11 protein-coding genes are annotated in these 13,599 nt (G+C 50.9%); 9 read left to right on the top strand and 2 right to left on the bottom strand.

Going from position 1 to position 13,599, the window contains the following annotated elements; translation table 11 throughout:
- Nucleotides 1-217: 217 nt before the first annotated feature.
- The 9 genes from NYR02_RS18105 (at nucleotide 218) to NYR02_RS18065 (ending at nucleotide 12,597) form a co-directional block, all read left to right on the top strand.
- On the top strand, nucleotides 218-2,515 hold the full coding sequence (locus NYR02_RS18105) for an ABC transporter substrate-binding protein (protein ID WP_260977774.1): 2,298 nt from the start codon (nucleotides 218-220) through the stop codon (nucleotides 2,513-2,515).
- Nucleotide 2,516: 1 nt separating this feature from the next.
- Nucleotides 2,517-3,494 (top strand): ABC transporter permease, encoded by a 978-nt coding sequence (locus NYR02_RS18100; RefSeq protein WP_260977773.1) that lies wholly within the window; start codon nucleotides 2,517-2,519, stop codon nucleotides 3,492-3,494.
- 15 nt (nucleotides 3,495-3,509) lie between these two features.
- The gene (locus NYR02_RS18095; RefSeq protein WP_260977772.1) at nucleotides 3,510-4,934 is read left to right on the top strand and encodes an ABC transporter permease; all 1,425 of its coding nucleotides are present in this window, start codon (nucleotides 3,510-3,512) and stop codon (nucleotides 4,932-4,934) included.
- A gap of 10 nt (nucleotides 4,935-4,944) precedes the next feature.
- On the top strand, nucleotides 4,945-6,555 hold the full coding sequence (locus tag NYR02_RS18090; RefSeq protein WP_260977771.1) for an ABC transporter ATP-binding protein: 1,611 nt from the start codon (nucleotides 4,945-4,947) through the stop codon (nucleotides 6,553-6,555).
- 110 nt (nucleotides 6,556-6,665) lie between these two features.
- Complete coding sequence (gene apbC / locus NYR02_RS18085; protein WP_260977770.1) at nucleotides 6,666-7,760, top strand: iron-sulfur cluster carrier protein ApbC; 1,095 nt, start codon at nucleotides 6,666-6,668, stop codon at nucleotides 7,758-7,760.
- A gap of 427 nt (nucleotides 7,761-8,187) precedes the next feature.
- Nucleotides 8,188-8,568, top strand: a complete 381-nt coding sequence (locus NYR02_RS18080) for a hypothetical protein (RefSeq protein ID WP_260977769.1) — start codon at nucleotides 8,188-8,190, stop codon at nucleotides 8,566-8,568.
- A gap of 94 nt (nucleotides 8,569-8,662) precedes the next feature.
- Nucleotides 8,663-10,705: an NADPH-dependent 2,4-dienoyl-CoA reductase gene (locus tag NYR02_RS18075; protein WP_260977768.1), complete on the top strand. Its 2,043-nt coding sequence runs from the start codon at nucleotides 8,663-8,665 to the stop codon at nucleotides 10,703-10,705.
- A gap of 599 nt (nucleotides 10,706-11,304) precedes the next feature.
- The gene (locus NYR02_RS18070; protein WP_260977767.1) at nucleotides 11,305-11,799 is read left to right on the top strand and encodes a hypothetical protein; all 495 of its coding nucleotides are present in this window, start codon (nucleotides 11,305-11,307) and stop codon (nucleotides 11,797-11,799) included.
- 165 nt (nucleotides 11,800-11,964) lie between these two features.
- Nucleotides 11,965-12,597 (top strand): hypothetical protein, encoded by a 633-nt coding sequence (locus NYR02_RS18065; protein ID WP_260977766.1) that lies wholly within the window; start codon nucleotides 11,965-11,967, stop codon nucleotides 12,595-12,597.
- A 147-nt stretch (nucleotides 12,598-12,744) separates the two neighbouring features.
- Here the strand turns inward: NYR02_RS18065 and NYR02_RS18060 are convergent, their stop codons facing one another.
- Together NYR02_RS18060 and NYR02_RS18055 are read right to left on the bottom strand one after the other, a co-directional pair.
- The gene (locus NYR02_RS18060) at nucleotides 12,745-13,266 is read right to left on the bottom strand and encodes a discoidin domain-containing protein (protein WP_260977765.1); all 522 of its coding nucleotides are present in this window, start codon (nucleotides 13,264-13,266) and stop codon (nucleotides 12,745-12,747) included.
- A gap of 145 nt (nucleotides 13,267-13,411) precedes the next feature.
- The coding region (locus NYR02_RS18055; RefSeq protein WP_260977764.1) for a hypothetical protein at nucleotides 13,412-13,599 on the bottom strand (188 nt) is incomplete at its 5' end.

Genomic DNA, 13,599 nt, shown 5'->3' with positions numbered 1-13,599 from the left:
CACTGACATATCCTGAATGAGGAAAGCTTGCACCGGCGGGAAATGTTGGCACACTCTGCTGTCATATCCGTCTGCCCCTGAGGTGGTTGGGCAGGCAAACACAATAATAAATCTCTGCATCGGACTGGCGTTGTGCCAGCTGCTCTCAGGTTGCCTTCGCTGTAAGAGGGAGCCGCAGTGAGGGGCTGACTGCCGGAGTTGTAATGGATAGCTGCTGATGAACACTGTTGTTTTGGGGAAGATGCGCCGCTGCGGCGGGTTTACTGGTCGTCTGCAGGCTGGTTTGCAAAAGTCTGGCTGGCTGAAAGCTGTAAGCGCAGGTCTATGGCTGGCAGGTGCAGTGTTGCTGGCGGGGTGCAGTGATCAGGCCTGGAATAATCCTCATCCGGAGTCCGAAGCCAGCGCCAATATTCTCTATTCCAGTTTTTCTGAACGTCCCAAATTCCTTGATCCGGCCCGCTCTTACAGTTCGGATGAATCGCGCTTTATTGATCAGATTTACGAGCCGCCTCTGGCTTATGACTACCTTAAACGTCCTTACGAGCTGATTCCCAATACCCTGACGGCGATGCCGGACATCCATTACAGCGATGCCGATGGTAATGAAGTGGATGCCGACAGCGAAAACATTGCCTTTTCTACCTACCATTTTCAGTTGCAACCCGGTATCCGCTATCAGCCGCATCCGGCCTTTGCCCTGAACGAAAAGGGTGAATCACGTTATCTGTTTGCTTCGGCCGCCGAATCAGAGCAATACCGCAGTCTCGACGATTTTACTGAGCAGGGCAGTCGTGAACTGGTGGCTGAAGATTATGTGTATCAGGTTAAACGCCTGGCCGACCCTAAATTGTTGTCGCCGGTACGCGCACTGCTCAGCGATTATATTGTCGGCATGACGGAATTCAGTCAGATTGCGAGTGATACGCGTAAAGTGCTGGAAGAAAAAGCAGGCAAACAGGCCTGGCTGGATTTACGCCAACTCAGTATGGCCGGTGTTGAAGCCCAGAGCCGTTACGATTTTACCATCCGCTTAAAAGGCAAATATCCGCAATTTAAATACTGGCTGGCCTTCCACTTTTTTGCGCCCATCCCCTGGGAGGTCGATCGTTTTTACCATCAGCCTGGACTGGCCGACCGTAATATTGTGCTGAACTGGCACCCGGTGGGCACCGGCCCTTTTATGATGACGCGCAATAACCCCAACGAAGTCATCATTCTGGAAAAGAACCCGAACTACCGCGCCGATTATTATCCTGCTGAAGGTTCGCCTGAGGATGTTGCGGCCGGTTTACTGGATGACGCCGGAAAGCAATTGCCATTACTGGATAAAGTGGTTTACCGGCTGGAAAAAGAAGCCATCCCGCTGTGGACCAAGTTTATGCAGGGCTATTACGACCGCTCTGGTATTGCCAGTGACAGCTTTGATCAGGCGATCCGCGTCAGCAGTGATGGCATTGGCCTGAGCCCGGAAATGACAGCCAAAGGCGTAACGCTGGAAAAAGAAGTGGTGCTGGGCAGTTATTATCTTGCCTTTAATATGCTCGACCCGGTGGTCGGCGATAAAGGGGATGCCAAAAGCCGCGAACGTGCACGCAAGCTGCGCCAGGCGATCGCCATTGTTTACGATCAGCAGGAAATGATTTCAATCTTTGCCAACGGCCGTGGCGAAGTGGCCATGAGCCCGATACCGCCGGGTATTTTCGGTTATCAGAGTGGCGAAGAGGGCATTAACCCTTATGTATTTGACTGGGTGGATGGCAAACCACAGCGCAAATCGCTGGAAGAGGCCAAACGGTTATTGGCCGAAGCCGGTTACCCGGGCGGCCGCCATGCCAAAACCGGTGAGCCTCTGGTGCTGAATCTGGATACCCCGACCGGTGGCAGTGGCGGCAGTGCGATGCAGAACTGGATGATCAAACAATTTAAAAAGCTGAATATTCAGCTCAATATCCGTGGTACCGATTACAACCGCTTTAAAGAAAAAATGCAGACCGGTAATGCTCAGTTATTCCAGTGGGGCTGGCTGGCCGATTATCCGGATGCCGAAAACTTCCTGTTTTTACAGTACGGCAATAACGGTCAGGTGATCAGCGGTGGCAGTGGGGTAAATTCCACCAATTACAATAATCCCGAATACAACCGTTTATTCGACCAGATGCAGCTGATGGAAGATTCGCCGCAGCGCATGGAGATTATCCGCCGTATGATTGCCATTCTGCAGCGCGATGCGGTGTGGGCATCTGGCTGGCATCCGCATTCTTATGTGCTGAATAATCATTGGGTTCGTAATGTTAAGGCCCATGGCATCAGCAAGAGTGTACTTAAATATTTTGCCGTTGATGTTGAACAGCGCAGTCAGGCGCAGGCGGCCTGGAATGCTCCGGTGTTATGGCCCATTTTTGTCGTCGTTGGAATTCTGCTGGTTGCGTTGCTGCCGGGGTACCGTGCCTTCCGTCGTCGCCAGCAGCGCCGTATCGGCAGCGAGACAACCACTTCAGCAGAGCAGGAGGGCTGATATGCTGGCTTATATTATCCGTCGTTTAGCCTACGCCCTGCCGATTCTTCTCGGTGTAAACCTGCTGACCTTTGCCCTGTTTTTTATGGTGAATACACCGGATCAGATGGCACGGGTGCAGCTGGGTGATAAACATGTCTCAGAAGAAGCCATAGAACAATGGAAAGCGCAGCGTGGTTATGACAAGCCCTTATTTATCAACGCTGCTGAAAACAGCGAAGGGTTGCTGACCGATACCATCTTTTTTGAAAAGTCAGCGCGGCTGTTCGTATTTGATTTTGGCAAATCGGATGAAGGCCGGGTCATTGGTGCCGATATCAGTGAAAGGATGTGGCCGAGTCTGGCGGTTGCCTTGCCAACCTTTATTATCGGCATCAGCGTCAATATTGTATTCGCGCTGTTTGTGGTGATGTTCCGCGCCAGTGCGTTTGATACCGCTGCGATGGTGCTGTGCGTGGTGCTGTTGTCGATATCCGGGGTGTTTTATATTCTGGGCGGGCAGTATTTCTTTGCCAAACTCTGGCATCTGGTGCCGATTTCCGGCTATCTGGCCGGCACCGATGCCATCCGTTTTCTGATATTGCCGGTGATTATCGGCGTGGTCGCCGGTATCGGTGGTGGTACGCGGTTGTACCGCACGTTATTTCTGGAAGAAGCCAATAAAGATTATGTGCGCACTGCGCGCGCCAAAGGGGTATCGGAAACCGCGGTATTGTTCCGTCATATTCTGCCTAACGGCCTGATTCCGATTCTCACCAGTGTGGTGGTGGTGATCCCGTCGTTATTTATGGGCAGCCTGCTGATTGAATCTTTCTTTGGCATTCCCGGCCTTGGCAGTTACACCCTGGACGCCATTCAGGCACAGGATTTTGCCATCGTGCGCAGCATGGTGTTTCTTGGTTCCGTACTCTATATCCTCGGTCTGATTCTGACGGATATTTCTTACACCCTGGTCGATCCACGGGTAAGGCTGTCCTGATATGAGTGACCTGATATGAATGAATTGACGTCTGTTATGAATGAATTACTGAGCATTAAGCCTGTCGTGTTGTGGAGCGATGTGCTTATTTATATTCTGGTGGCCAGTCTCGGACTGTTTTTTTACCAGTTAAGTAAAAACCCGCTGGCGCGTCAGCGCTGGCGTACGGTGTTTCACTCCCGTGCCGGTGTCGCATCTTTTATTGTTATTCTGTTTTATCTGTTGATTGCCTTGCTGGATTCCCTGCATTACCGCGCACCTCTGGAAAAAACCGAAGGCAGCGAGGAAGTACATTACAGTCAGGAAGTGCACAGCGTTCTGGATGTCGTGCTGACTGAGCTGCGCAATAAAGACGAAAAAACCTATTCGGCACCGTTCGCGATTTATTCTTTCGCCAAAGAAAACATGCAAACCGACGATGGTGTTGTGTATCGCGATTTTCCGCGCTTAGCGAATGCCGGGCAGCATCTTGCCGATGAGGCTGATCATGGCAAGGATATTTTTGTCCGCTCTATGAAGGCATTGCTGATGGCGGCCTTTATCAGTGCGGTGATTATCGGTTTGCATATCGTTTGGCGTCAGCGTCAACAGCGTCAATCCTATAGTAGGGGGCTGACCACTCAGCAGACGTTGCCCTGGGGAACCATTTATCTGACGCTGTCTTTATTGGTGCTGGCCTGTTGCTGGGTGCTGGAGCTGAGTAAGGTGTATCACATTCTGGGTACCGATAAAGTCGGGCAGGATGTTCTCTACTGGAGTATTAAAGCCATCCGCACCGGGGTGTTAATCGGTACCCTGGCAACCCTGCTGACGCTGCCGCTGGCGATTGTGCTGGGTATCAGTGCCGGTTATTTCAAAGGCTGGGTTGATGACGTGGTGCAGTATATTTACACCACATTAAGTTCTATTCCGGGCATTCTGTTAATTGCGGCATCGGTGCTGTTGATTGATGTGTATATCGAAACCCATCCGGAGCAGTTTAATCTGGTAGCTGTGCGGGCCGATTTTAAATTCCTGGCGCTGTGTTTTATTTTGGGTATGACCAGCTGGACAGGCCTGTGCCGCTTATTGCGCGCGGAGACGTTAAAAGTCAGCCAGCTCGATTATGTGCAGGCGGCTCATGCTTTTGGTGTTGGCCATAACCGTATTATTTACCGCCATATTCTGCCCAATATTACCCATATTATTCTGATTGCTCTGGTGCTGGATTTCAGCGTCTTTGTACTGGCCGAGGCGGTGTTGTCTTATATCGGCGTCGGCGTTGATCCGTCGATGGCCAGTTGGGGCAATATGATTAACGAAGCACGGTCTGAGTTATCCCGTGATCCGGTGGTGTGGTGGTCGGTTGCGGCGGCCTTTGTGCTGATGTTTGTGCTGGTGCTGGCGGCGAATTTATTCTCCGACCGCGTCCGTGATGCCTTCGATCCACGGTCGGCCTGAGGAAAACGTGATGGAATTATTACAGGTCGAAAACCTCAGTATTGAATTATTACCGGGCAAATATCAGCAGGCGGGACGCTTGCTGGTTAAACCGGTGAGTTTCAGTATTCGCGCCGGAGAAATTCTGGCTCTGGTAGGCGAAAGTGGTTCGGGTAAGTCGCTGACGTCACTGGCGTTAATGCGCCTGCTGCCGGAGGCGCTGGCCATCCGCAGTGGCCGGGTGCAACTGGCCGGAACCGATGTGTTTAATCTGACCGAAGCGCAGATGAACTCGGTGCGCGGACGCATGGCGGCGATGGTATTTCAGGAACCGCAAAGCTCGTTGAATCCGGTGCAGACTATTGAACAGCAGATTGGCGAAGTGCTGCGTCTGCATAAAGGGTTAAGCGGTGCCGCGCTGCGCGAAAAAATCATCAGTCTGCTGCACGAGGTGGGCATTAACGATGCTGAGCAGCGTTTAGGCTGGTATCCGCATCAGCTCTCCGGCGGGCAGAAGCAGCGGGTGGTGATCGCCATTGCACTGGCCTGCGAGCCGCAGCTGTTAATTGCCGATGAGCCGACCACCGCACTGGATGTCACCATCCAGAAACAGATTCTGGAATTACTTAACGAATTACGCCGCAAACGCCAGCTGGCGGTGCTGTTAATTACCCACGATATGGGCGTGGTGGCACAGATGGCCGATCGTGTGGCGGTGATGCGCTATGGCGAAATTGTTGAGCAGGCCGTTGCCCGCGAATTTTTTGCCGCGCCAAAACATGAATACAGTCGTGCGCTGATTCACTCATTACCCGATCGCCGCCATTTTTTGTCTGCTCCGGCGCAAAGCGAGCCTTTGCTGCAGTTAAAGGATGTGCGTGTCTGGTTTGCCCAGCGTAAAGGTATTCTGCAGCGGGTGGTTGGCCACACCAAAGCGGTGGATGGCATCAGCCTGAGTATTGGCCGTGGTGAAACGCTGGCTTTGGTGGGTGAGAGTGGTTCGGGTAAATCGACCGCCGGACGCGCTATTTTGAGTCTGGAACCGCTGGCCGGTGGTGAGCTGTATTTTGCCGGTGAGCGTATTGATCAGCTCAGCCAGCGCCAGTTTCTGCCGTTGCGCAAACGCATTCAGGTAATTTTTCAGGACCCGTTTTCGTCGATGAATCCGCGTATGAATGTGCGCGATATTCTGGCCGAAGGCATGATCGCTTTAAAGGTTGAGCCGGATGCGGAAAAACGCGAACAACGCCTGCAGGCATTGCTGCAGCGGGTCGGGCTGGAAGTCGCGCACCTTGATCGTTTTCCCCATGAGTTTTCTGGCGGTCAGCGCCAGCGTCTGGCCATTGCCCGTGCCATTGCGGTGGAACCTGAGCTGATTATCTGTGATGAACCAACCAGCGCGCTGGATGTGTCTATCCGTGGTCAGGTGTTGCAGCTGTTGCAGGAATTGCAGCAGGAAATGGGCTTGTCGTATCTGTTTATTACCCACGATCTGTCGATTATTCCGCATCTGGCGCACCGCGTGGCGGTGATGAAAGACGGCGTCATCGTTGAGCAGGGCAATACCGAGCAGATAATGACCGCACCGCAGCACGATTACACCCGCAGCCTGCTGGCTTCGGTACCAGTCAGCCCGGTTTAGTGGTGCCAACGCAGTATTGAATAACCTGACACTCTGGCGGTGGTAATTCTGCCGCCGGGGCGTAAAATCCTGCCATTCTTTGTTGTCGCCCTTTTGTGCAGGAGTGTCTTGTGTCACAGATTTCCCGTTCTCAGGTTGAGGCCGCTCTGGCCGGTTATACCGATCCTTATCTGGAATCCGATCTGCTCAGCGCCGGTTGCGTGCGTGATATCCGTATCGATGGCGGCCGGGTTGAGGTGGATATTCATCTTGATTACCCGTCTGAATTTCTCAAAGGCGGCATCGCGCAGATGCTGCAAACGGCGCTGGAAAATATCGATGGCTGCAGCGCTGCGGCGGTGAACATCGGCTGGTCGGTGGCGGAAAACAAAAGCCAGAACAGCGTTGAAGCCATTACTCAGGTAAAAAATATTGTTGCGGTGGCGTCCGGTAAAGGCGGTGTGGGTAAATCCACTACCGCGGTTAACCTGGCCATTGCGCTGGCCAAAGACGGCGCCAAAGTCGGCCTGCTGGATGCTGATATTTACGGCCCGAGTCAGGGCATTATGCTGGGGGTCGAAGACGGCACCCGCCCGGAAACCATCGACAACAAATGGTTCGTGCCTGTTGAAGCTCATGGCCTGAAAAGTATGTCGATGGCGTATCTGGTCACCGAAAGCACGCCGATGGTCTGGCGTGGGCCGATGGTCGCCGGAGCGCTGATGCAGATTCTGACCCAGACCCAGTGGGGCGAGCTGGATTATCTGATTATTGATATGCCGCCGGGCACCGGTGATATTCAGCTGACCCTGAGCCAGAAATTCCCGGTATCCGGTGCAGTGATTGTGACCACGCCGCAGGATATTGCCCTGGCTGACGCCAAAAAAGGCGTGGAAATGTTCCGCAAAGTGAATATTCCGGTGCTGGGCATGATTGAAAATATGAGCATGCATATCTGTTCGCAGTGTGGCCATGCGGAACATATTTTTGGTGAAGACGGTGCCGAGCGTCTGGCGGAAACCTACAACACCACGGTACTGGGTTCGCTGCCGTTATCCAAGTACATCCGTGAGCAGTCCGATGCCGGTACGCCGGTGGTGGCCGCGGATGATTGCTCGGAAGTCTCTATGATGTACCGCCATGCTTCACGCCGTCTGGCGGTGGCACTGGCGCGTCAGGCCGCTGCGGCGCAGGCGATGCCATCTATTGAGATTGCTGACGAGTGATGGCAGGCGGGTAGCTTGCCGAAAAAGACCGGGCTTAGGGAGCACTGTTCTCCCACAGTTTGGAGTGACATTGTGTCACTCCAAACTGCAGCATTCATCGACGACTGTTTTTCAGTCTAAAACGCCTTTCCGGGGCAAGCCCCTGGCCCCCAGCAAGGAGAGGTATCTCCTTACGATCCTCTCTTTTCGGCGCGTCCGGCTTCATCCAGCCAACTGCAATGATTATGCGGCACGCAAAACAATTCGCCCCGGAACGACACTTTAAAACACAAATAATTTGTATCGTTCCGGGGCAGGGTTTTGCTCTGAAGGCCGCAGAATCATCTGGTTGACTGGCGCCGCACGATCGCCGGTTTTAGTAATCCGCTCAGCCATATTTCAACGGAAACCGTGTTTGCGACATGATATTTAAAAGAATGCGTTTGATTTGAAAAACGACATCGCGGTGACGGTTTTCTGCGCCTCTGGGGCCGCCGCAGAAACCGCTGATATGTCTGGTCTGTCTGCAGGGATGCGGACAAGTGGCTCCGGCCATGGATGGCCGATGAGGCACGCGGCCAGTAAATATCAAGGTTTCAAGGGTGACGGCCCAGAAAGCGCGCAGCTGGGGTCGGCCCGCCGGCAAGGGGATAAGTTCCCCTGGGAGGCAACAGGCCTTGATGTTGAAACAATGTTTTTGCTACTTATGGTGCGATTAAAAACTGTGGGACAGCAGTGGGGCTTAGGGAGTCTGCTTTCAGAAACTGATGTTAATAATGATCATTCATATGCTATGTTTGGTCATTTACCTGTCAGTAAAGCCGGGTAAACTGGTTCGCCATAAAGCAATACAGGATGCCGGCTTGTCCGGCAGCCGATGATAATAACCTGTGCCAACACAACCGATTTGTGAGAAAGCAACCATGAGCAAGTACTCCCATATTCTGCAGCCACTGGATCTTGGCTTCACCACTCTGAAAAACCGCGTGATGATGGGCTCCATGCACACCGGCCTGGAAGATCGTCCATGGCACTTTGGTGAGCTGGCAGAATACTTTGCCGAGCGTGCCCGTGGTGGTGTTGGCCTGCTGGTAACCGGTGGTTTCTCACCGAACCGTGCCGGTGACCTGTTGCCGTTTGGCTCCAAAATGATGAGCAGCTGGCAGGTGCCTTTCCACAAAAAAGTTACCAATGCCGTACATGAAAACGGTTCCAAAATTCTGCTGCAGATTCTGCACGCCGGCCGTTACGGTTACACCCCGCTGAACGTTGCACCTTCTGCGATTAAATCGCCGATTACACCGTTCAAACCAAAAGAGCTGACCAGCAAACAGATTTATAAAACCATCGACCAGTATGCCCGTGCCGCCAAGCTGGCACAGAAAGCCGGTTACGATGGTGTTGAGGTGATGGGGTCTGAAGGTTATTTCATCACCCAGATGATCAACAAACGCACCAACCAGCGCAGCGATGAGTGGGGCGGTTCTTACGAAAACCGTATCCGTTTCCCGCTGGAAGTCATCCGCAAAATGCGCGCGACTGTCGGCGAAGAATTCATCATTATGTTCCGTCTGTCGATGCTGGATCTGGTGGAAGAAGCGTCCGATATGGAAGAAGTTATCCATCTGGCGAAAGAACTGGAAAAAGCCGGTGTCACCATTATTAACACTGGTATCGGCTGGCACGAAGCCCGTGTTCCGACCATCGTAACCTCTGTTCCGCGTGCGGCGTTCGCCGATGTGACTGCCAAGGTAAAAGCGCAGGTGAATATTCCGGTGGTGGCTTCTAACCGTATTAATATGCCGGAAACCGCAGAAGATATTATCGCCAACGGCAAAGCCGATATGGTGTCGATGGCGCGTCCGTTACTGGCCGACCCGTACTGGGTGAAAAAGGTTGAAGAAGACCGCGCTGACGAAATCAACACCTGTATCGCCTGTAACCAGGCGTGTCTGGATCACACGTTCGAAAACAAGCGTGCATCCTGCTTAGTCAATCCGCGTGCCTGTAACGAAACCAGACTGGTGTACATCCCGGTTAAACAGGCGAAAAAAGTAGCCGTTGTCGGTGCTGGTCCTGCGGGTCTGGCCTGTGCCGTTACGGCCGCTGAGCGTGGCCATGCAGTCACTCTGTTTGAAGGCCGTGGCGAAATCGGTGGTCAGTTCAACTACGCCTCGAAAATTCCGGGCAAAGAAGAATTTAAAGAAACCATCCGTTACTTCACCACCATGATCAAAAAATACAATATTGATCTGAAGCTGAACCACATCGTAACGGCCGATGAATTAAAAGCCGGTGGTTTTGACGAAGTGGTGATCGCCTCTGGTGTGGCACCGCGTATGCCGAATATTCCGGGTATCGACAACCCGAAAGTGGTGTCTTACCAGGAAGTGCTGGATAAAGAACTGCAACTGGGTAAAAGCGTTGCCGTTATGGGTGCCGGTGGTATCGGTTTCGATATCAGCGAATACCTGACCCACGAAGGTGAATCCACCACGCTGAATAAAGACGCCTGGATGAAAGAGTGGGGCGTGGACGAAAGCAACAGCACCCGCGGTGGTCTGAAAAAAGCTGAAATTCATCCATCACCACGCAAGGTGTACATGATGCAGCGTAAAGCTTCGTCACTGGGTAACGGCCTGAACAAAACCACCGGTTGGGTACACCGTGCCGTGATGAAAATGAAAGGCGTGGAAATGATTGGCGGTGTGTCTTACGACAAGATCGACGAGCAGGGCCTGCACATCACCATCACCAAAGGTGAAGAAAGCAGCCAGCGCGTACTCGACGTTGATCACATCGTCATCTGTGCCGGTCAGGTATCGGTTAACGAACTGCACGAAACCCTGAAAGCCGACGAAAGCCAAGGCTTTGGTCTGCATCTGGTGGGTGGCGCTGAGTTTGCCGGTGAGCTGGATGCCAAGCGCGCCATCAAACTGGCCAGCGAACTGGCGGCCAGTCTGTAATATCGGGTTGGTTTGCAGTAAATATCAGGTACTGCATATAAGAGCACTCTTATGTCAAATCAAAAACCCGCATCGGAAGATACGGGTTTTTTTATGTCTGCTGAGTGTGAAAGGTTGCGCTTGATAATGTAGGGATTTATGTTGTGATTATATGAATAGTTTCCGGATATTTTGCTAGGTGTTGCTCTGACGGCTGATTCTTTATCCTCAAAATAGATGATGTAAGGGAGTGGGTGCATAAGGGAGAGTTAAGAAAATAATCTGTTGGATGTAATTATCAAATGAATAACCATATTCGGCTCGTTCGTTTCTGCATGTCACCTGAGTTTGTTATGTGGGTAGTGTGGTTTTGTAGCTTGATGCGCATTGGCAATCGATAGTTTTTATCCGAGTGGGGCTGGAAGGGGTTGTCTCTGTATGGTCTGGTGGTGTTCTGTCAGCTAAGTCTGAATTGATTGCTATCAGAATTTTTGCTGTAAATCTTATCGCAGCATTTGTTGTATATGTACATGGATTTCTGTATATCTTTCCTCTTCTTCAACTTTTTATCTGGCTTTCTTTGGTGTCGATGACTCTCGATAGGTTGGGTGGGGATAGCTATGGTTTATAAGATAACGATCAAGACTATTTTGATTCAGCTTGTTGGTGTCGGTGTGATGCTGGTTGCGACAATGCTGGGTGTCGGTTATCTGGTTGTTTTTAAAGATGCAGATGTTGGTGGTTCTCTCTTTTTTATGGGGTGTTTGGCTATTGTTTTTTCTGTTGATTCGATAGTTCTTTTTGTTCGGTATTATCTGATAAATAAAGATAGCGTTGTTGAATTTTTAAGTTCTGATTGGATGAGGTGGAGTCAGGGAGGTGTAGAAACTTACATATCTCCTGATGATGTTGAGAGTATTGACCTGAATCTGACCTATCCTGTATTTGACGAACGAATTGGTTGGGGTGGAGGCGATAACTTTATTTACGCTAAGTTTAATCTGAAGGATGGACGTTCTTTTGTTTTAACAAGCCTGATGTCTCCGAAGCTTGATCTTCCTCAAGGTTTCTATCAGAAAGCGGTTGGGGTGCGAAATTTTCGCTGCTGGTTGTAGAAGAATATGTCGTTGATGGTTTAAGGTTGACTGTTCTGTAGTAAATATCAGGTTGGATTGATAAATTTTGTCATTCTATCGATTGGTCTAATGGTATTTTTCATACTTGGCTTTTCGGTTTTTTATTTTAATCGGTCGTAATAATGATCTTTTAGAGGAATGGAGATGCTTAAGGAGACTCTTGTTAATCAGGTCCTGAAGTCTTTGTCTTCTGATTGCCCTGATGCGGTAGTTTTTGGGCAGGTCTTAATTTTCTCAGCTGATGATCATGTGCTCAAGTCTATTTCGCTGAATTTTAAATCACGGGCCTGTGATGTTCATCTTTGTGCTATTCCTGTTATATGTACGTGGCATTGGGAAAGCTTGGGGTACTCTTGCTCGGCTGTAAGAGGGGTGCGCTTTGAGAATGTTGGGTTTGACGATTTTTTAACAAAACTGAAAGTTTCTGTGCAGTCTTTTGTTTCTTCTTTGGCCAGTCTGTCGGGAGGGTGGAAGCTTTTGGAACAAGCGGATGGGTGGCGAAAGGAAGGGAGGTTAGCAACTCGCTCGGGGGTTGATTATGCTTATTTAGCTGTTTTGCTGAAAGAGTATGGTCTCGCAGGGGATTTTATCTCTTACGTGGAATCAAGCGACCTTCCATTGGATGATGATATGGCAATACGCTTTGAATCGCTGCGGGAACAGCTGGAAACGAGTGAGGAAGCTGCGTATGAATATGTATCTCAAATGGAATTGAAATCGAAAGAGAGGTTTTTATCTTTGGTGGAAATGCGCTCGGCTAGCCACAATGGCGTTTAAAGGTATTGCTACTTTTGGATCTTTGAATAAAAAACGCCGCTTAATGCGGCGTTTTTTTATGGTTGCGGTTTATCAGCGCAGCTATAAGCACATGGCCGGATAATGCTGATTTACCCTGGCGATATTACTCTGCTTTTATTCTGATTTTTATTTGGTGGCTAAAGCTTCCAACTCTATAAAATCATAAGCTTTGCCATTCTGCGAAGTAATACGGATATAGCGGGTATCACGCTCGGCCATGGTGCAGCTCATGGTTGTAATGCTTGTGGTTAGATTGGTGCAGGCAATGCCGCCGGTTACAACACTGAGGTTGGAGGCGGTGTAGTTGCTGCCATTGGTGGACAGCTCAATCAGAATATCCGGATTACTGCCAATGGCAGCACTTGCTGCCTGACGGGTCAGTTTAATGCTTTTAATTTTTTCTACGCTGCCAAAATCGACCACGATTTTCTGACCCGATGCACTGGTCCAATAGGTGTTGTTGTTATCATCAATCAGGTTGTTGGCATCGCTGCTGTTATGGCTGCTGCTGGCGCTGGCTCCGCGCGAGAGCAGGGCAACATTGGTATCGGACTTCAGTCCCGGAATACTGCTGCTGTCGCTGCTGCTTCCACCACAGGCGCTGAGAACAAATGCCAATGCAGCGATAAGGGATAGTGCTGGTTTCATAATACTGCCTGTCGTGAAAATAATGGTTGCTGATTATAAAGTTCTGCTGATTTTATGATCAATAATTAAAAAGGTGTCTGATGCAGAAAGGCGGGGATTGTCTATAAAAAAACCGGGTTTTTGCCCCACTACTGTCCCACAGTTTTTAATCAACACCATAGCTGACAAAAACAGCATTTTTTAACATCAAGGCCTGCTGCCTCCCAGGGGAACTTATCCCCTTGCCGGCGGGCCGACCCCAGCTTCGCGCTTTCTGGGCCGTGAGACTCCGGGCGTCCTGCCCTTCGCCCTTCGGGCCAGCCTGCGGCTGTTCATTTTGCTCCTGCAAAATAG

Origin of the sequence: Thalassolituus pacificus (assembly GCF_025318105.1) — a bacterium.
GTDB lineage: Bacteria > Pseudomonadota > Gammaproteobacteria > Pseudomonadales > Oceanobacteraceae > Venatoribacter > Venatoribacter pacificus.
Note: the sequence above shows the minus strand (reverse complement) of the source record. Positions and strands in the feature narration are given on the sequence as shown.